Raw genomic sequence first — 18866 nt, 5'->3', positions numbered from 1 at the left:
TCAGAGGCGCATCTCTGACGGCATCGTCGTGGTCGCGTTGAGGAGTTCCACGCCGAGCAGCTCTCCCGACTCCGCGTAGTCGAGCACGACATCCTCCGACAGGGTCTGCCGTACCGCCTCTCCTGGCACTATTTCGTGCTTCATCGCGATATAGGCGACGTCGTGTTCCTTCTCCCACCGGACGTACACCGTGTGCTCGCGTCCGTCGGGGGGCTCCTCGTCCCAGCTCAGCAACCCTTCCTTGGCCTCGTGCGAGCCGGCGAGCGCGGCCCGCACCATGGTCATGGCGAGTTCGAGCGCCTGGAGCGAGTCGACGCCGGTGACCTTGCGATCGTGCTCCCACCCGGCGAGCCCGTCGATCCGGTAAGGGCACGACCACTCCCCCGTCGGCTCCTCGATCGGCAGCCCGATCGTGACGACGACCTCGCGTAGCGGCTCGGTGCGCAGCGTCAGCGTGCGGTGGGCGATCTCGTACATGTCAGCTGATCTACCCCGGAGGCGAACTCTGGAAGACTGGAGGCGAGAAGAGGCGGCCCATACCGCCATGGTCGAAAACCTTTCCCGCATCAGACCAGCGCCGTTAGTCTGCGTACGTCGCGAGGGGAGTCCAGTGGTGAATGAGTCGTTCGGGACACGGTTGCGGTCCAGGCTCGACAAGTACGGCCCACTCTGCGTAGGCATCGACCCCAGCCCGGCGCTGCTCGACGCGTGGGGGCTCGACGACTCCCCGGCCGGGCTGGAGCGGTTCAGCCGTACGGTGGTCGACGCGATCGGCGACGTGGCGGCGGTGGTCAAGCCGCAGTCCGCGTTCTACGAGCGCTGGGGCAGCCGGGGCATCGCCGTGCTGGAGAGCGTCATCGCCGACCTGCGTGAGGCGGGCACGGTGGTGATCCTCGACGTCAAGCGGGGCGACATCGGCAGCACGATGGCCGCCTACGCCGAGGCCTACCTCGACCGGGGCAGCCCGCTCGCGGTCGACGCCGTGACGCTCAGCCCCTACCTCGGGTTCGGTTCGCTGGAGGGCGCGATCACGTCGGCCATCGCCAACGACGCCGGCGTCTTCGTCCTGGCGCGCACCTCCAACCCGGAGGCCGTGGCGCTGCAGACGGCGGTCGCGGGCGAGATCTTCGCGGGCGCCGCGGCGGCGAACGCGGGCCGCGCCCCGCTGGGCCCGGTCGGCGTCGTGATCGGCGCCACCCTCCCGTCGCTGGAGCACCCACTGGAGCAACTCAACGGCCCCATCCTGGCGCCGGGCCTGGGCGCGCAGGGCGCCGCTCCGGCCGACCTGGCCCGGCTGTTCGGTCCGGTACGGCAGGCGGTCGTGCCGTCGGTGTCACGCGCCGTCCTCGCCGACCCGGAGCGGATCCGCGACCTGGTGCAGCGCTACCGCGACGACTGCGCCCGCCACCTGTCCTCCTGACGGGCTCGCTCCCGGACTAGGGACATCCCTAGGTTCCGTCCTGACGCGGCTCGTGCTCCGGCGTACTGATCATTGAGGTTCTGCCGCGGTGACCTCAGCCCCGCAGGTCCTGGGCTGATCAGAACGGCCGGAGTCGAGGAGCCTTCATGCCCGCTTTCCCATACGCCGACGATCTCGCCGAAGAGCTGGCCTCGATGGCCGGGGAGGTGCCCGCCACGGTCAGGGTGCTGGGGCTCGCCGTGCCCGAGCCGAGCGCGGTCCAGCGCCGCCTGGAGGAGCTCGTCCTGGCCGTCGCCGGCCCGCGCGACGGCATCTCCCTGGAGACGGTGACCCACCAGGATCGGACCACGGTGTGGATGCCGGGCCGGTTGCGGGCCGTGGGGTTCCACGCGTCGGGCTCGATGACCGTCCATCTCGACCTGCCGCCGTCCGAGGACCTCTTCGAGAACGATCCCGGTGACGCGGAGCTGACCGGCATGCTGCGCGCCGCCGGGGATCGGATCGGGCTGCCGTCCCTCGTACCGGCTGAGGACGAGTTGGCGTTCGAGCGCCTCTGGCGGGTCAAGACGGCCACCGGGGAGCGCTGGGCCGAGCCCAGCCTGTGCCGGGCGCTCGGCTCGTTCCGGCATTACGTACGTGATCTTCCGGTGTACGGCCGGGCGTCGTCCACCGTGGAGCTGGGCGCGAGCGGCGGCGTGACGTCGCTGAGCGTGTCGACCCGCCGCTTCGCCGGTGACGGGGGCGGCGCGACGGTCGCGGAGCCCGGGGTACGGACGCCGATCCAGGCGGCGCGGGAGGTCGCCGCCCGGGTGGCCGACTCCTTCGCCGGTATGGAGGACACCCGGCTGACGCCGCAGTGGTTCCGTTTCGGCTACCTGAGCCTCGGTCGCAGGCGGCCGCAGACATTGCTCACGCCGTTCTACATCGCGAGCATCAGGGTCCAGAGCGAGACCGAGGTCTCCGCGCACGTGACCGCGGTGCCGGGGTGCGACGGACGGTTCTCCCCGACCCTGAACCTGGTCCCCAAGCCGCGCCGCGTGGCCTAGGCGACTGAGGCCGCTCGGTTGACGACCGCTCGATTGACGGCGGCGACCAGGGCGCGGACGGAGGCGGTCAGCACCGAAGTGTCGCGGCCCGCTCCCCACCGGACCGTCTCCCCCACCCGCGCCTCCACGTACGCGACGGACTGGCTGTCCTGGCCCGGCCCGGTGGCGTGCTGCGCGTAGTGGAGGATGTCGACCCCGCCCAGCGCCCCGGCCAGCGCCGACAGCGGGCCGTTGCCGGTTCCCCGCAGCTCGCCGCCGCCATCACGCCGGGTGCCGGTGAACTCGTGAACTCCCGGCCCGGTCTCGGCGGTGCTCCAGTCGGCGAGCGCGTACGGCCCGTCGTCCGCCGGTTCCAGGTAGGCGGCCTGGAAGAGCCGCCACAGCTCCTCGGCCGTCATCTCCGCCCCGCTGCCGTCCGTGGCCCGCTGGACGACCGCCGAGAAGTCGATCTGCAGCCGTCGCGGCAGGTCGAGGCCCTGGTGGGTGCTGAGCAGGTAGGCGATGCCGCCCTTGCCCGACTGGCTGTTGACGCGGATCACGGCCTGGTAGTCGCGGCCCACGTCGGCGGGATCGATCGGCAGGTACGGCACCTCCCAGGGCGCCTGCTCCACGGGCACGCCCAGCTCGGCGGCCCGTTTGGCGTGGTGGGCCAGGCCCTTGCCGATGGCGTCCTGGTGGGTGCCGGAGAAGGCGGTGTAGACCAGGTCTCCGGCGTACGGGTGGCGGTCGGGGACGGGCAGCCGGTTGCAGTGCTCGACCGTACGGCGGATGGCGTCGATGTCGGACAGGTCCAGCATCGGGTCCACGCCCTGCGAGTGCAGGTTGAGCGCGAGCGTGACCAGGTCGACGTTGCCGGTGCGCTCGCCGTTGCCGAACAGGCAGCCCTCGACCCGCTGCGCCCCGGCCAGCAGCGCCAGCTCCGCGCAGGCGACGCCGGTGCCGCGGTCGTTGTGCGGGTGCACCGAGAGGATCACCGAGTCGCGGCGGGCCAGATGGCGGTGCATGTACTCGATCTGGTCGGCGTAGACGTTCGGGGTGGCGGTCTCGACCGTGGCGGGCAGGTTGTGGATGACCGGGCGGTCCGGGCTCGCCTCCCACAGGGCCGTCAGGTCGTCGCACACCTCCAGCACGTAGTCGGGCTCGGTGAGGTTGAACACCTCGGGCGAGAACTCGTACCTGATCGGCGGCCCGGGACGGGCGTCGGCCAGGCGGGCGACGTGCCCGGCCGCGTCCTTGATGAGGGCGCGCAACGCCTGCCTGTCGTGGCCGAGCACCACGTCGCGCCAGACGGGAGCGGTCGCCGTGTAGAGGTGGACGACGACGCGCGGCAGCCCCTCGACGGAGGCGAAGGTCCGCTCGATCAGGTCGCGCCTGGCGGCCGTGAACACGACGATCGTCACGTCCTCCGGCACCGCCCCCTTCACGGCCAGGTCGCGGACGAAGTCGAAGTCCGTCTGGCTGGCCGACGGGTAGCCGACCTCGATCTCCTTGAAGCCCATGGCCACCAGCAGCTCGAACATCCGCCGCTTGCGCGCCGGGTCCATCGGCTCGGCCAGCGCCTGGTTGCCGTCGCGCAGGTCCACGGGCACCCAGAGCGGCGCCTGTTCGATGCGCCGCGCGGGCCAGCCGCGCTCGGTCAGCGGCACCTCGACGCGCCGGTGGGCGGGCTGGTAGCGGTGGTACGGCATGGCGCTGGGGCGTTGCCGGTTCCAGTCGTGCACGGGGTTTCCTTCCGGTCGTTCTCAGGGGGTTCGACCGGCACTGCGGAGCCACCGCGGCGGGGTGCCGGTCGATTCAGGCCCCGCCGCGGCGGCCGAGAAGGAGACCACGTGACGTCATGCCGGGTACACTAACCACAACACAGGTCCTCAGACAACCTGAGAGGTTCATCCGCGATGCCGCTCGGCACCCTCCGTCCCAGCCCGCTGGTCGAACAGGCCACCGAGCACCTGCGCGAGCAGATCACCGGCGGCCACTGGCCGGTCGGCACCCGGCTCCCCGGCGAGAACGCCCTGGCCAAGACCCTCGGTGTGGGCCGCTCCACCGTCCGCGAGGCGCTGCGCGCGCTGGCGGGCGCCGGGCTGGTGCAGGCCCGCCAGGGCAGCGGCGTGTTCGTCATCGCCACCGAACCGGCCGCCGACTGGCCCACCCGCCTGCGCCGGGCCGCGATCACCGACGTTTACGAGGTGCGGATGATGGTCGAGACCCAGGCCGCCCGCCTGGCCGCGACCCGCCGTACCGACGAGGACCTCGCCGCACTGGAGGCGGCCCTGCAGGCGCGACGGGCGGCGGCCGGGAGCGACGACGCGGGGTTCGTGGACGCGGACATCGCCCTGCACGCGGCGGTCGTGGCGGCGGCGCGCAACCCGGTGCTCGACGACCTGTTCGCCGAGTTCGCCCCGGCGCTGCGGGGCCGGCTGGTGGACGTGGTGGAGCTGCTCGGCCTGCGGGAGACCGAGCCCAATCCCGGCGACGACGCGCATGCCGCGCTGGTGGACGCCATCCGGCTGGAAGACGGGGAGGCAGCGAGCCGCATCCTGCAGACGGAGCTGGAACAGACGCTGGCGTTGCTGTATCGCAACGCCGTCTGACCCGGCGAGCGCTGTACGGGAAGGCGGTCAGCTCTCTCGGCGGAGGATGGCGAGGTAGTCGACCGTCGAGTTCATGTCATATGTGGTGTCGGTAAGTTCCCAGCCGGTGCCGGAGGCGAGCTCGGCGAGCTCGCGTGGTGCCAGGCACAGGTAATCGAACCAGGGTGTCGCCACGTCGCGATAGCGGATCCGCATGGTGCGCTGTCCGGCGATGCGGCCTGCCCGCAGGTTCCGTTCGTTGTAGGGCAGGCGCAGCGGGTCGTCGGAATCGGTCGTGTTGCTGCCTCGCCCGACGATCACGGCACCGGGTGCGGCCATCGCGGCCAGAGCCCGCAGGAACCGCGGTGCCCGCTCGCGGCTTTCCAGCAGGCCCAGGTTGGCACCCAGGAGCAGGAAGCTGTCGTAACGCGCCCCGGTCGCGGCGTGTTCGTCAACCGTGCCGAGAACGACTGACCGTATCCCTTGCTGCCCGCACACCTCGAGCGCCCCCGGGGAGGTGTCGAGCGCGGTGACGGCGTGGCCTCGGTCGAGCAACGCGCGCGCGGCTCGTCCTCCGCCGGCGCCGATATCCAGGACCTTGCCTTTGAGCAGATCCAATGCTTGGCGTTCCTCGTCCGGCCACTGCTCGATCGGCGCGATCCAGGGCGCGACGGGAAGGGACTTCACCAGGCCGTCGTCGTGTTCCACGATCTGGAGGACCGGGGCGGCGTCCGAGGTCAGAGATGCCCGGTAGGCATCGCGCAGCATGTCCCCGATCGCGTCACCGATGCGAGGACCGAAACGATCCTCCTGGCGGTCTTCGGCACCTCGGCGGTCGCGCGGCTCGCGCCGGATCGAGATCTCCCCCGCCGCGAGCCGCCGCAGTGCGGCTCGGGCGGCGTGCTCGTCGCCGAGCAGGTCCGCGATGATGCCCATCATTCCGGTCGGCTCCTCACCACAGGCGGACCGGATGGCCTGGAGCGCGTGCTCGCGGGGCAGATCGGAGGAGTCGTCCCCCAGCGTGTCCGGCCGCATGTGCCACGTCGCGAACAACAGCGTCATGGCGAGGGCGTGCAGGTCGTCGGTGTCTTGTGGCGGCTCGTCGCGCCGCTGCCGCGCCGGCGCGTAGCCATACGTCCCTCCAGGCAGATGCAGGCCGTCGTAGCAGGCCACACCGAAGTCGACGACGCTGACCCGGTCACCGTCGATCACCACGTTCTTCGGCGCGAGGTCGCGCATGACGACGCCGCGCGCATGAAGATCGACGAGGATCTGGGCGAGTCGCCTGCCGAGCGTTTCGAGGCAACGCCGTTCTCCGGCGCCAGGATGCGCGTCGATCGGATACGGACCGTTCTGGGCGATGTCCTCAGCGAGATCGACCGGGCCGGCGTCGGACATCACCAGGAACTCGTCCTGGCCATGCCGGAAGTGATCCAGAAATCGCGGGACACCAGGGCAATCCTCGAGTGCCTGCAGGACACGGCGTTCGTTGCGCAGCCGCATGCGGATGTCGCCCGAGGCCGCGGTCTCGGCCACCAGAGCACGAGCCTGCTTGATGACGACGCTCGTCCCATCACGCTGATCGACAGCCCGATAGACGTTGCCACGCGCGGATTCGAAGATTCCCGCGACAACCCGGTAGTGGTGGCCGAGAACCGCCGGCTCCCCCAGCTCTTCACCCGGGCGCAGGCCGGTGAACGGATCGACGGCCCAGTCCGGCTGCTCGTAGCGCAGGCCGGCGCGCCCCTCGAACTCTTCCCCGCCGGGCCCGTCGATCCGAGCGGCGAACCGTCCCCCCTCGTCGACCTTCTTGAACGGGCCATATCGGTAATACACCGGAGAGTCCTGATCCACCCGCCGATCGCTGAGCACTCGCGGCCCCAGATGGCCACGCAGGAGTTCGGCCAGCTCCAGGCCCAGCTCACGGACACGCCGCTGGTCCGGGTAGATCGTGAACGCCTTCCCGACGCTCGCCGGGGCACTGTATCCGTTGTTCAGCCGGTCGAGGACCTGGTGCGAGCGTGCGAGCTTGAACACGCAGCCCTCGGCCAGGAGCAGGGGGACAAGCTTCTCGACCAGCTCCAAATAGGTTGCCGAACGAGAGGAGACATGCAGTTTCCAGCCATGTTCGAACAGCTGAACACCATCGGGATAAACCGTCAACCACGTCGGACCAAGGCTGATGCGATGGCCGGTCCGGACATGCTCGTCGACGATTCTCTCAATGGCCTCGGAGTCCCTCGCTGACACCTCAGACATTGATGCCATCACGCCAGAAGAGCATGCCGGACCTCTTTCTCCAGGAAATTCAGCACGGCCCCGACAGCGGGCCAGGTGCCGTCAGCCGCCTACGGCCAGGTGCTGTCACTCGGCCAGGTGCTGTCGCCCGGCCAGGTGCTGTCGCCCGCCTGCGCCCTGACGGTCTTCAGGAAGCCGACGGTCGGCTCCAGCACGTTCGTTCCTGCTTCACGGGGTTCCAGAGCAAGCAGATTGTTCAACGAAACTTCCTCTCCGTCCGGCGCTTCCGACGATCTCCCCCTGTATAGCATTTGACGATCTTCGTGGCTAACCTTGACTTTTGTCCGTCTATGTAGCTCAGCTCCAGCCGGAGCTGAGCGGGCTAGATGCCCTCGCCCGCGCTGACGAGCCCGGTCTCGTACGCGATGACCACGGCCTGGGCACGGTCGCGCAGGCCGAGCTTGGTGAAGATGCGGGCGACATGGGTCTTCACCGTGGCCTCGCTCAACGTCAGCGCCCCGGCCAGCTCGGCGTTGGACAGCCCGCGCCCCACCAGCGTCAGCACCTCGACCTCGCGCGCGGTCAGGCCGGCCAGGTCGGCGTGCACGCCCGGTGAAGCGGCGCGGTCGGGGCGGGCGAAGCGCTCGACGAGCCGCCGGGTGATCGACGGCGCGAGCAGGGCGTCACCGGTGCCGACCAGCCGCACGGCGTTGGCCAGGTGCTCGGGTGTGACGTCCTTCAGCAGGAAACCACTCGCCCCCAGGGCCAGCGCGGCGTACACGTAGCGGTCGAGGTCGAACGTGGTCAGCATGAGCACCCTGCAGGCCGGATCCTGTGCCAGGACCTGTCTGGCCGCCGCCAGCCCGTCCATGGCCGGCATGCGGATGTCCATGAGCACGACATCCGGCCGCAGCTCTCGCGCGGCCGTCACCGCTTCCACGCCGTCGGCCGCCTCCCCCACCACGTCGATGCCGCGGGTGCTGAGGATCAGCCGGAAGCCTGAGCGTATGAGTGCCTGGTCGTCGACGATCAGCACGCGAGGCGAGGTCATCAGCTGTCCGCGCCTGCCGGGAGCGGGCGGAACCGGTCGCCATCGGGCAAGGAGTTCAGCGGGACGCGGGCGCGGACGCGGTAACCGCCGCCGAGGCGGCGCCGGGCGTCCAGGTCCCCGCCATATACGGCGACACGTTCACGCAACCCCAGCAGACCGCGCCCGGCTCCGTCATCGCGCTTCCTCGCGTGCGCGTGGTCGGGCTGAGCACGCTTACCAGGCTGAACGGGCTGGTCGGTGGTGAGCACGCTGGGGCCGGTGTTGAGCACCTCCACGCGTACGTGATTGTCGGCGTAACGGACCGTCACCTCGGCCTTCGTGTCCGCCTCGGCATGCTTGAGCGCGTTGGTCAGCGCCTCCTGGATGATCCGGTAGAGCGTCGCGTCGATGCCCGGCGGCAGCGGCCGGGGCTCGCCCAGGATTCGCGCCTCCACCGGCAGGCCGGCGAAGGCGAAGCGGTCGACCAGCGTGTTCAGGCCGCTCAGGCTGGGCGACGGCGTCAGATCCGCGGCGTCGTCCGAGCCGTCCGGCGACGGCGCGAGCAGGCCCAGCATGTGCCGCAGCTCCGACATGGCGGAACGACCGGCGTTCTCGACCGCTTCGAGCGCCGCCGCGCACTCCTCCGGCTCGCTGGTCAGCACCTCGCGCGCGGCACTGGCCTGGACGACCATGAGGCTCACGTTGTGGCTGACGATGTCGTGCAGCTCCCTGGCGATCCTGGCCCGCTCGGCGTCGACCGCCACCCTGGCGGCCCGGCCGCTCTCCCGCTCCAGAAGGCCGCCGCGCTCCTCGATCGCCGCACGGTGCCGCCGACGGGACCGCGCCAGCAGGACACTCAGCCACAGCACGGCTCCCAGCAGGGCGACGAACATCCCGTACGTCCAGACTTCACCCACCGTTCCACCCTGGCAAACAGCGCGAAGATCCGCACTACATCCACGGGATGACATCGCGGCCGGACTACATCCGGGGAAGGATGCCCGGCCTCCCGCGCCGTTTGTAGCCTCCCCTCATGGCAACCGGAGGCGAGATCGTCGTACGACTTGACGAAGTACGCAGGCACTACGGCGAGACGGCGGCGCTCGACGGCGTCTCGCTGGAGATCCGGGCCGGCGAGGCGGTCGCGGTGATGGGGCCGTCGGGGTGCGGGAAGTCGACGCTGCTCAACATGATCGCCGGGCTGGACCGGCCCACTTCCGGAACGGTCACCGTCCACGGCGAGGAGCTGTCAGAGCTGGACGAGACGGGGCTGGCGCTGTTCAGGCGGCGCAGGATCGGCATGATCTTCCAGTTCTTCAACCTGCTCGACGACCTGTCCGCGCTCGACAACGTGGCGCTGGCCGCCCAGCTGACCGGCACGCCCGCCACCCATGCCCGCCGGCGCGCGCTCCAGCTGCTGGACGAACTCGGCCTCGCCGACCGCGCCACCATGTACCCCACCGTGCTGAGCGGCGGCGAACGGCAGCGCGTCGCCGTCGCCCGCGCCCTCATGAACCGCCCGGCCGTGCTGCTGGCCGACGAGCCGACCGGGGCGCTGGACAGCCACTCCGGAGAGCAGGTGATGGACCTGCTGCTCGACCTCCACCAGATCGGCCAGACGCTGCTGCTGGTCACCCACGACGAGCGGCTGGCCGAGCGGTGCGTGGGACGGGTGGTCGAACTCGCCGACGGCAGGGTGACCGGCGAGCGCAGCCTGGAGGGGACCGCATGAGTGTGGTCTGGCACCTCGCTCTGGCGGCGGTACGGCGGCGCCGCACGCAGAGCGGGATCCTGGCCGTGGTCGTCATGTGCTCCACCGTGGCGATCGTGGTCGCGCTCGGCCTGCTCGACGCCTCGTCGGGTCCCTTCGACCGGACGTTCGCCGAGCAGCGCGGCGCGCACGTCGTGGCCACGTTCGACCGGGCCGTGGTCCCCGACGACCGGCTCGTCCGGTCCGCGCAGAGCCCCGGGGTCGAGGCCGCAGCCGGTCCGTTCGGCCAGACGGTGCTCACCGTCGCCGACACCCGGCAGAGCCTGCCGCCCGGCCCTCTCACCCTGGTGGGGCGGGCCGATCCCCGAGGCCCCGTGGACCGGGTCGACCTCTGGACCGGCCGCTGGGCCGTCAAACCCGGAGAGATCGTGGTGAATCGCCCGGTCGAGCCGTTCTTCAGCGATCTGGTCGGCACCACCGTGCAAACCCAAGAGGGGACGAACTTCACCATTGTCGGCCTCGCCTCCAGCGTCAGCCGGACGTCCGAAGCCTGGGTCACGCCCGCGCAGATGCGGGCCATGAACCCCACCACAAGCCAGATGCTCTACCGGTTCACCCGGGCCGAGACAGAGGGCGACCTGCGCGTGGCCACCTCAGGGCTGCCGTCGTCCGGGGTGCTCGACCTGCGGTCGTACCTGGCGGTCAAGCAGGACGTCTCGCGCGTGGCCTCCGCCTACCTGCCGTTCCTGATGGGTTTCGGCCTCCTGGGGCTGCTGGTGGCGATCCTCATCGTGGGGAACGTCATCAGCGGCGCGGTGGTCGCCGGGCAGCGGCACATCGGGGTGCTCAAGTCGCTGGGGTTCACGCCCGCTCAGGTCGTGGCCGTGTATCTGACCATGGTGCTGCTGCCGGGGTTCGCCGGTTGCCTGATCGGGACCGTGCTCGGTGCGCTGGTCTCACAGCCGCTGCTCGACCGGGTGTTCGCGGGCCTCGGGTCGACCATCGGCCTGAGTGTCGGCCTCTGGGTGTACGGGGCGACGCTGATCGGCGTACCGGCCGTGGTGGTGCTGGCCGCGCTCATCCCCGCTTCGCGGGCGTACCAGCTGTCCGCCGCCCAGACGATCCGCGCGGGCGGCGCGCCTCGGCCGGGACGCGGGCAGGCGATCCAGCGGGTGCTGTCGGGCACGCGGCTGCCCCGCTCGGTCAGCCTGGGCCTGGGGCTGCCGTTCGCCCGCCCGGGCCGGTCGGCGATGACGCTGGCCGCGATCGTGCTCGGTGTGGCGACGGTGACGCTGGCCACCGGCCTGTTCCAGACGATGGCCGCCTACGGGGACACGGCCCAGCGCGTCGGCCATGTCCACACCGTTGTCCACGTCGGACGCCCCGACCAGACCAGGCCCAAGCTGGACGACGCCGGCATCGAGGCGCTGCTGCGCGCCCAGCCCGGCGTACGGTATGTGACCGCCGACGCCTGGATCGACGTCCAGCTGCCGGGCCGGACGAACCGGATCAAGGCCCAGTTCCTCCGTGGCGACGCCACGACCAGGGGCGACGTGGTCGTGGCGGGGCGCTACATCGCCGGGCCGAACGAGGTCGCCGCCCCTTCGGCGTTCCTCCAGCGGTTCGGGCTCCGGGTCGGCGACCGGCTCACACTTGAGCTCTCCGGCGTACGTACTCAGGCCACGATCGTGGGCGAGGTCATGGACGCCGCGAACGACCTGGTCATCGCGAGCTGGCCCACGCTGACCGCGCTCGACCCGAACGGCAAACCCACCCAGTACGAGGTCCGGCTCGCCCCGGGCGGCGACGTCGAGCGGTTCAACGCCGCGGTGAAGGCGGCCGAGCCGGGCCTGTACCCGATCACGAAGTCGCGGGTGGACGCGGACAGCGTGGCCGTCATCAGCGCGGCCTCGATCTTCACCCTGCTGCTGGGCACGGTGGCGACACTGGGCGTGTTCAACACCGTGGTGCTCAACACCCGCGAGCGCCGCCGCGACCTCGCCATGCTGAAGTCGATCGGCATGACGCCGCGCCAGGTGACGCTCATGATGGTGACGTCCATGGCGGCCCTGGGCGCCGTCGGCGGCCTGCTCGCGATCCCCGTCGGCGTGTTCTCGCACCGAGTCATCGTGCTGGCCATGCTCGACGCCGTGGGGCTCACCGCGCCCGGGTTCCTCCTCGATGTCTGGCGGGGCACGGCGCTGGCCGCGTTGGTGGTGGCGGGGGTGGCGATCGCCATGCTGGGCGCGTTCCTGCCCGCGCGCTCGGCCGCCACGCTGACCATCGCCGAAGCACTGCGGACGGAATGAGCCTACTTCGGGTGGGCCTGTTCATCGGCGCTTCAACAATTGGACGTTTGACGTCATTAGGGTCAGGACGCTCGTATTCGCCGGTGTGAAAGGCCGTGCCATGTTCCGTCCCGTACTCGTGGGTCTGGCGCTCGTCGTCACCACGACCGTCGCTCCCTCCTCGGCCGAGGCCGCGCCCCGGCCCGTGGTGGTCAAGGACGTGAGCATCCCGCCCGTACCCCTCAAGGACCTGCAGCGGTCCATCGCCGATGATCGCGAGGTCAAGCTGGGCGGGGTCGGCAGCGGACTGTTCCCGGCCGAGCGGCGCGGGGACTACTGGATGGTCACCGACCGCGGCCCCAACGGGCAGGTGGGCGCGGACAAGCGGCGCACGTTCCCCATCCCGGAGTTCGCCCCCGCGATCGTGCGGGTGGCCACCCGGTTCGGCGTCGAGATCAAGAAGTACGTCCCCCTGGTCGGCACCTCCGGCAAGCCGATCACCGGGCTCAGCAACCAGGCGGGCCACGACGAGGTGCCCTACACCTGGGACGGCCAGACCGCGCTGCCGTACAACCCGAGCGGGGTGGACACCGAGGACCTGGTGCGGACCCCGCGCGGCGACTTCTGGCTGGTCGACGAGTACGGGCCGTCGCTGCTGCACGTCTCCGAGCGGGGGCGGGTGCTGGCCCGGTACGTCCCCAAGGGGCTCAACCTCACCGGCGCCGACTACCCGGTCAAGGAGACGCTGCCCGCCATCCTCGCCTCCCGCCAGCAGAACCGCGGGTTCGAAGGGCTGGCGATCGACGGCGACACCTTGTACCTCGCGGTGCAGAGCCCGCTGGCCAATCCGGACAAGAAGACCGGCAAATCCTCCCGCGTCGGCCGGATCCTCACGTTCAGCATCCGCGCGGCGCGGGTGACCGGAGAGTACGCCTACCGCTTCGAGGACGTCACGACCTTCGACCCCAAGGTGAACGGCGACCAGAGCGAAATGAAGGTCTCCGGCCTGGCGTACGTGGGCGGTCGCCGGCTGCTGGTGGACGAGCGGACCGACAACGTCGCCCGGATCTACCAGATCGACCTGGCCAAGGCCACGAACCTGCTGGGCGGACGGTACGACGACCCGGCCACCGCGCCGTCACTGGAGGCGCTGGCCGACCTGGGGGATGTCAAGGTTCCGGCCAAGTCGCTCGTCGCCGACCTGTCCGAGGCCGCCCCCACCCTGCCCGGCAAGGTCGAGGGCATCGCCCTGCTCGACCCGCGGACGCTCGTGGTCGCCAATGACAACGACTTCGGGCTGGGCGAGTTCGGGGCGGACGGGCGACTGGTGGACAGCGGCGTCACCAGCCGGATCCTCACCATCCGCCTGCCTCGCCCGGTGCGCTGAAGGATGTGCGGGCCCCGGCTACCGTCAGCCGGTGGGACCCGCTTCGGGCCGCACCTCCTTTTCGCCGCCGTCGCCCGCCTCCTCGCCGGTTTCGGCACGCCTTTCGGCGTCAACTGTGGCCTCGGCCTCAGTCTCGGGGGCGGTGATCTCGGGGGTGGGGATCGCGGGGTTCGTGTCAGTGTCGGGCCAATCGGCGGGTACGGGGCGGGGCGCCTTCGGGGTGTCGGCCCCTGACCGCTCCGCCACCACGTCGCTCTCGCCACCGTCCCGGTTCACCGCATCAGGCAGGTCTTCATTCATCACCTCCACCTGCCCACCGAGCTCCGTTCCAACAGCCCGAAGGAGATCCGGGCGCGGTTCTAGACCTCGCGGAAACCTCGTTCGTGGAGCTGCGCCGTGTACAGCGACGGGATCTGCAGGGCCGACTCGCCGACGCCCTCGACGTGGCCGATCGGCTGCGCGAACGGGCCGTCGGCGTTCACCACGGCGTTCCTGGCGCCGACGACGTAGTTCTGCGCGGTGGGCGGCTTCTGCACGACGATCTGGGTGCCCGACATGTCACACCCCCACGCCACGGAATGGGCCGCCGACCAGCCGTGCGAGGTCCCCCACCAGCCCCGGTTGTACAGGCCGAGCGTCAGTGTGCGGTGCGGGTTCACCTCACGATGGCCGTCGTAGAGCAGGCCGGTGTTCCAGCGCCGATGGCCCTCGCTGGTGTTGTAGGTCTCCTCGGAGGTCCCGCGCAGGAAGACGATCCCCGAGTTCGAGGCGGCGCCGTTGCAGATGAAGGAGTGCCTGGCCTTCGTGGCGTGGCAGTCCTTGAAGAGGACGAGCTGCGCGAACGGGTGAGCACAGAAGTTGTAGCGGTTCCCGCCCGCCGAGGTCGAGCCGGTCGGCTCCAGCGCCCGGCAGTTGTCGACCGTGACGCGGGTGGCCTCCCACGCCTCCATGCCGACCTGCCAGAACCGCAGCGCCGTGCAGTCGCGGATCCAGGCGTCCTCGGCCCGGAAGATCCGGATGGCGTTCTGCACCGCCGACTTCTCCGCGAAGGGGTCGCCGGCGAACTCGACGTCCACCCGCAGCCGCTCGACGCCGACCTCGGTGACCACGCCTGCCCGGTCGGTCTTGTAGAGGTACGACTGCGACAGCGACCGGTTCAGGTGGTTCAAGACCGGGGCGTCGATGGTCACCCGGTTGCCGGTGACGTCGGTGATGTAGCGGTTGTAGAGGATGGGCTCCTCATCCACGTACCACGGCCGCCCGGTGTCGTGCCCGCCGTAGTCGATGGCCTTCAGCCATCCTTCCGAGCAGGGGTGGAAGACGATGACGTTGTCGCCGGGCCGCAGCGCGCGGGCGTCGGCGACCTCGAACGTACGCGCGCCCACCTGGACGAAGTCGGACACGATGTCGGTACGCGTGCCCGGCACCTCACCCCGCCAGGCCGACCAGTTCACCGGTCCCTCGCCGCCCGCCACGATCACCGTGCGGTCCGCCGGACCCGCGGCGGTGGCCATGATGACCGTGTTCTCCGCCGGGTCCTCGCCGTCCCCGGAGCCGCGCAGCACGGTCCTGCTGGAGCGTACGTAGATCGTCCCGGACACCGGGTAGCGGCCCGGCAGGAGCAGCAGCGCCCCGCGCCGGTGCTCGGGCAGCGCCGCGATCTCGTCCAGCGCGGCCTGGATGTGGGCGGTGTTGTCGCCCTCGACCGGCCTGATCGTCTTGACCACCCGCAGGCGCGGCGGCGGGCGCTCGCCGTTGTGGTAGCCGGCGTGGCTGAAGTCCGGGACGCGGTTGCGGTCGGCGTCCTCGGTGTAGACGAGCCTGCCGTGCTTGCGGTACGCGAGCGTCGAGCGCCACGAGTCGGCGTGGGCGGACGGCATCCCCGTCATCCCCGTGATGCCGGTCGCCGCGAGCACGCCGCCGGCCGCCAGCAGCGCGCGCCGGCTGAGATCGTAGGTCATGAGCTATCCCTTCACCGCGCCGGCCACCAGGCCGGACAGGAACGTACGTTGGAAGGCCAGGTAGACGACCAGGCTGGGCAGCATGGCCACGAGCGCGCCGGCGAGCAGCGGGCCGGGGCCGATCTCCGGGTTGGTCCGCAACATCGACAGCCCCACCCCGATCGGGTAGTTGTCGGGCGTCTCGGCCACGATCAGCGGCAGCAGGTACTGGTCCCACACCATGGTGAAGCCGAAGATCGTGATCACGCCCAGCGCCGGACGGCACAGCGGCAGGATGACCTGCAGAAAGATCCGGAGCTCACCGGCGCCGTCGACGCGCGCGGCCTCCTCCAGCTCGCCCGGGATCTCCTTCATGAACTCGCTGATCACGAAGATGGAGAATCCCCACCCGCCCAGCGGCACGATCATGCCCAGCAGCGAGCCTCTGAGCGAGACGCCCAGCAGCGGCAGATCGTTCAGCACCAGCGCCAGCGGGATCGCGATGACCTCGTCGGAGATCATCATCGTGGCCAGGATGGCCACCAGTACGAACGCCTGCCCGCGAAACTTCTTTCTGGCCAGCGCGTACCCGGCGAAAACGCTCACCGTCACCTGCAGCAGCAGTCCGCCGCCGGTGATGACCAGCGAGTTCAGGAAGAACCGCCACAGGCCCTGATCGGCCGCCACCTGAAAGTTCACCAGCGTCGGATTCGACGGGAACAACGACATCCGGCTGGGGTCGCTGCTCCGGTCGAACGCCCCGGTGAAGATCGCCAACAGCGGCCCGCAGAAGACGACGAGCACAAGGGCGTAGATCAGGATCCGGGCCACGGACGCCACCGGGTGCTTGCGGCCCCAGGCCCAGCCGAGCGTGGTCTCAAACATTGAGCTCCTTCCGCCTGCGGTAGAGCGTGACCGCGGCCGTGAGCAGCAGCGTCGCCAGGAACAGCACCACCGAGGCGGCGGTGGCGAAGCCCATGTCCCCGGTCCGGAAGCCGGTGGCGAAGATCCGGGTCATGATCACGTCGGTGGCGCCCGCTGGGCCGCCGCCGGTGAGCACGTAGATCTCGGTGAACACGCGCAGGCTGCGGACGCTGGCCAGGATGATGAGGATCGTCACGACCGGCCGGAGCGCGGGGATCGTGACGTACCTGATCCGCTGGAACAGGCCCGCGCCGTCGATGGCGGCCGCCTGGTAGAGCTGCCGGTCGATCCCCGCCAGCCCGGCGATGATGATCATCATGTCGTACGGCGCGCCCTTCCAGATCCCGACGAGGATCACCCAGCCCAGCGCGCCGTTCGGGTCGTCGAGGAACTTCTGCGTGTCGCTGCCGAACCAGCCGAGCAGGGTGTTGAGCATGCCCTCCGCGCCGGGGAAGTACAGCAGCCGCCACACCTCCGCCACCACCGCGGTCGCCGTGACCACCGGCAGGAAGGCCGCCGTACGGACGAACCACAGCGTCTTGGCCTTGCCCTCCAGCAGCAGCGCGAGCAGGAACCCGACCAGGATCGAGCCCACGGTCTGGCCGGCCGCGTAGAGCAGGGTGTGCGAGGTGGCGTCGCGGAAGGCCTCCTCAGCGAAGACCCGGCGGTAGTTCTCCAGCCCCAGCCACTCGTTGCCCAGGAACGGCTGCACCTTGAACAGGCTCAGCCACATACCCTCGGCCATCGGGATGTACTTGAAATAGAGGAAGAGGATCAGCGCCGGTGCCAGGAAGAGCCACGGCACCAGGACGTTGCTCCGCCTTCGCGCCGGCCCCGTACGCTTCGCCGGGGCGACGACCGCGCGCTCCGTGGTGAGCGTCATCAGCCGACCTTCTGCGCGGCCAGCTCGGTCTTGAAGGCCCCGGCCAGCTCGGTCAGCGACGCCTGCACGTCGGTGCCGCAGTCAGCGAAGATCTTGTTGAGCGTCTCGGCCGAGCGCTGACGGAACGGCAGCCAGTTCGGCACGTTCGGGAAGTACTTGCCGTCCTTCTCGTAGACCTCCTTGATGGTCGCCCAGCGGTCGTCCTTGCGTTCGGCGAGCACGTCCACGCTCTTGTTCACCGGCAGCTTGACGATCGCGCCGTCGGAGTTGCCCGCCATGCCGATCTTCTGCGCCTCGGCGGAGATGAGGTACTCGGCCAGCTTCTTCTGCTGGTCCCCCAGCTTGGAGCCGGCCATCAGGTAGATGTTCTCGCCCTCGGCCATCGAGGCCGTCCCGGCGGGACCGGCCGGCGAGGGGATCGCCTCGTACTTGTCCTTGCCCAGACTCTTGTCGAACCGGCCGAACAGGTACGGCCCGGTCAGGTAGATGCCGGCCTTGCCGGTCTCGAAGAACGGGTGGGCGTCCTTGGTGATCAGGGTGAGCGCCCCGGGGATGACCAGCTTGTCCTTGCAGAAGAGGTTCCGCAGCCACTTGACGGCCTCGACGGACTTCGGCTGGTCGATGGCGGGCGTGAACTTGCCGCCCGACTCGGTCAGGAAGTCCCCGCCGCCCTGCCAGATGTAGGTGGAGGCCCACCAGGACGCGTACCCGCGCTCGGTGGAGGCCGGGACGACCATCCCGTACGTGTCGGCCTTGCCGTTGCCGTCCGGGTCCTTCTCCTGGAAGGCCTTGGCCAGGGCGACCAGATCCGCCCACGTCTTCGGCACCTCGGCGCCGACCTTCTCCCGCCAGTCCTTCCTGATGAGCGTGGCGACGGTCTGCACGGTGTACGGCACCGCGTAGTACTTGCCGTCGTACCCCTTGGCCTGCTCCCACGCGCGTTCGTGCAGCTCGCCCTGGCCCGCGATCTGGGCGCGGTCCACCGGGCCGATCAGCCCCTGGCTGACGTTCGTGCCGAGCATGCCCGAGTCGTTGATGATGATGTCGGGCAGGTTGCGCGCGGCGACGGCCTCCTGCACCTTGCCGTCCCAGTTGTCGAGGACCGGCACGTACTTGGTCTTGATCCCGGTCTTGGCGGTGAACGCGGCCAGCACCTTCTTGGTCACCTCGGCGGACGCGGGCGAGGCCCGGTTCCAGACCTCCAGCGACTCGTCGCCGGCGGCGGCGGAGGATCCGCAGGCCGACGTGGCGGCGATGAGGCCGGTGAGCGCGAGGGCGGCGAGCGAACGGCGGGGGGAGGGCATGCGGCACTCCATACCTCAAGCGAAGGGAGTGAGTTGCGAAATCTTTCGCAACATCGATTTGCCCGGTAACGTAGGGGAAACATCGGATGTGAGTCAAGCGCAGCCCTGCACGACTGAGGACGAGC

17 protein-coding genes are annotated in these 18866 nt (G+C 70.2%); 6 read left to right on the top strand and 11 right to left on the bottom strand.

What is annotated here, in order from left to right; all coding sequences use genetic code 11:
* Entirely contained in the window at nucleotides 1-477 is a 477-nt protein-coding gene (locus ACQP2T_RS22590; RefSeq protein WP_433518082.1) for a DUF2283 domain-containing protein, read from the bottom strand.
* 136 nt (nucleotides 478-613) lie between these two features.
* Between ACQP2T_RS22590 and pyrF the strand changes: the two genes are divergently transcribed.
* Nucleotides 614-1420 (top strand): orotidine-5'-phosphate decarboxylase, encoded by an 807-nt coding sequence (gene pyrF, locus ACQP2T_RS22585; protein WP_433518081.1) that lies wholly within the window; start codon nucleotides 614-616, stop codon nucleotides 1418-1420.
* 146 nt (nucleotides 1421-1566) lie between these two features.
* Nucleotides 1567-2466 carry a hypothetical protein gene (locus tag ACQP2T_RS22580; RefSeq protein WP_433518080.1) on the top strand — a complete coding sequence of 300 codons (900 nt, stop codon included), beginning with the start codon at nucleotides 1567-1569 and terminating at the stop codon, nucleotides 2464-2466.
* Here ACQP2T_RS22580 and leuA read toward each other — a convergent pair.
* A complete protein-coding gene (gene leuA / locus ACQP2T_RS22575; RefSeq protein ID WP_433519808.1) occupies nucleotides 2463-4154 on the bottom strand; it encodes a 2-isopropylmalate synthase in 1692 nt (563 codons plus the stop codon). The two genes, ACQP2T_RS22580 and leuA, sit on opposite strands and share 4 nt — an antisense overlap.
* A 207-nt stretch (nucleotides 4155-4361) precedes the next feature.
* Between leuA and ACQP2T_RS22570 the strand changes: the two genes are divergently transcribed.
* Nucleotides 4362-5057 (top strand): FadR/GntR family transcriptional regulator, encoded by a 696-nt coding sequence (locus ACQP2T_RS22570; RefSeq protein ID WP_433518079.1) that lies wholly within the window; start codon nucleotides 4362-4364, stop codon nucleotides 5055-5057.
* 27 nt (nucleotides 5058-5084) lie between these two features.
* Here ACQP2T_RS22570 and ACQP2T_RS22565 read toward each other — a convergent pair whose 3' ends face one another.
* The 4 genes from ACQP2T_RS22565 to ACQP2T_RS22550 all read right to left on the bottom strand — a co-directional run bounded on the left by ACQP2T_RS22565 (nucleotide 5085) and on the right by ACQP2T_RS22550 (nucleotide 9221).
* A complete protein-coding gene (locus ACQP2T_RS22565) occupies nucleotides 5085-7286 on the bottom strand; it encodes a protein kinase domain-containing protein (protein ID WP_433518078.1) in 2202 nt (733 codons plus the stop codon).
* Between the two features lie 98 nt (nucleotides 7287-7384).
* Entirely contained in the window at nucleotides 7385-7534 is a 150-nt protein-coding gene (locus tag ACQP2T_RS22560) for a hypothetical protein (protein ID WP_433518077.1), read from the bottom strand.
* A gap of 122 nt (nucleotides 7535-7656) precedes the next feature.
* The gene (locus ACQP2T_RS22555) at nucleotides 7657-8325 is read right to left on the bottom strand and encodes a response regulator (RefSeq protein WP_433518076.1); all 669 of its coding nucleotides are present in this window, start codon (nucleotides 8323-8325) and stop codon (nucleotides 7657-7659) included.
* On the bottom strand, nucleotides 8325-9221 hold the full coding sequence (locus ACQP2T_RS22550) for a sensor histidine kinase (protein WP_433518075.1): 897 nt from the start codon (nucleotides 9219-9221) through the stop codon (nucleotides 8325-8327). Before ACQP2T_RS22550 ends, ACQP2T_RS22555 begins: the two co-directional genes overlap by 1 nt.
* A 116-nt stretch (nucleotides 9222-9337) precedes the next feature.
* On the opposite strand from ACQP2T_RS22550, the gene ACQP2T_RS22545 reads away from it, so the two are divergent.
* The 3 genes from ACQP2T_RS22545 to ACQP2T_RS22535 all read left to right on the top strand — a co-directional run bounded on the left by ACQP2T_RS22545 (nucleotide 9338) and on the right by ACQP2T_RS22535 (nucleotide 13690).
* The gene (locus ACQP2T_RS22545; protein WP_433518074.1) at nucleotides 9338-10036 is read left to right on the top strand and encodes an ABC transporter ATP-binding protein; all 699 of its coding nucleotides are present in this window, start codon (nucleotides 9338-9340) and stop codon (nucleotides 10034-10036) included.
* Nucleotides 10033-12324 (top strand): FtsX-like permease family protein, encoded by a 2292-nt coding sequence (locus ACQP2T_RS22540; protein ID WP_433518073.1) that lies wholly within the window; start codon nucleotides 10033-10035, stop codon nucleotides 12322-12324. The genes ACQP2T_RS22545 and ACQP2T_RS22540 overlap by 4 nt, the downstream gene beginning before the upstream one ends.
* A gap of 100 nt (nucleotides 12325-12424) precedes the next feature.
* Nucleotides 12425-13690, top strand: a complete 1266-nt coding sequence (locus ACQP2T_RS22535) for an esterase-like activity of phytase family protein (protein ID WP_433518072.1) — start codon at nucleotides 12425-12427, stop codon at nucleotides 13688-13690.
* A gap of 24 nt (nucleotides 13691-13714) precedes the next feature.
* On the opposite strand, the gene ACQP2T_RS22530 is transcribed toward ACQP2T_RS22535, so the two are convergent.
* The 5 genes from ACQP2T_RS22530 to ACQP2T_RS22510 are packed head-to-tail and all read right to left on the bottom strand — an operon-like array spanning nucleotide 13715 to nucleotide 18741.
* A complete protein-coding gene (locus ACQP2T_RS22530) occupies nucleotides 13715-13990 on the bottom strand; it encodes a hypothetical protein (protein WP_433518071.1) in 276 nt (91 codons plus the stop codon).
* A 59-nt stretch (nucleotides 13991-14049) separates the two neighbouring features.
* The gene (locus tag ACQP2T_RS22525; protein WP_433518070.1) at nucleotides 14050-15651 is read right to left on the bottom strand and encodes a hypothetical protein; all 1602 of its coding nucleotides are present in this window, start codon (nucleotides 15649-15651) and stop codon (nucleotides 14050-14052) included.
* Nucleotides 15652-15654: 3 nt separating this feature from the next.
* Nucleotides 15655-16515: a carbohydrate ABC transporter permease gene (locus ACQP2T_RS22520; protein WP_433518069.1), complete on the bottom strand. Its 861-nt coding sequence runs from the start codon at nucleotides 16513-16515 to the stop codon at nucleotides 15655-15657.
* On the bottom strand, nucleotides 16508-17437 hold the full coding sequence (locus tag ACQP2T_RS22515; RefSeq protein ID WP_433518068.1) for a carbohydrate ABC transporter permease: 930 nt from the start codon (nucleotides 17435-17437) through the stop codon (nucleotides 16508-16510). The genes ACQP2T_RS22520 and ACQP2T_RS22515 overlap by 8 nt, the downstream gene beginning before the upstream one ends.
* Complete coding sequence (locus ACQP2T_RS22510; RefSeq protein ID WP_433518067.1) at nucleotides 17437-18741, bottom strand: ABC transporter substrate-binding protein; 1305 nt, start codon at nucleotides 18739-18741, stop codon at nucleotides 17437-17439. Before ACQP2T_RS22510 ends, ACQP2T_RS22515 begins: the two co-directional genes overlap by 1 nt.
* Between the last annotated feature and the right edge of the window lie 125 nt (nucleotides 18742-18866).

It is taken from the genome of Nonomuraea sp. CA-143628, from assembly GCF_050942315.1.
Classification (GTDB): Bacteria; Actinomycetota; Actinomycetes; order Streptosporangiales; family Streptosporangiaceae; genus Nonomuraea.
This window is presented reverse-complemented; position numbering and strand designations above follow the sequence as displayed.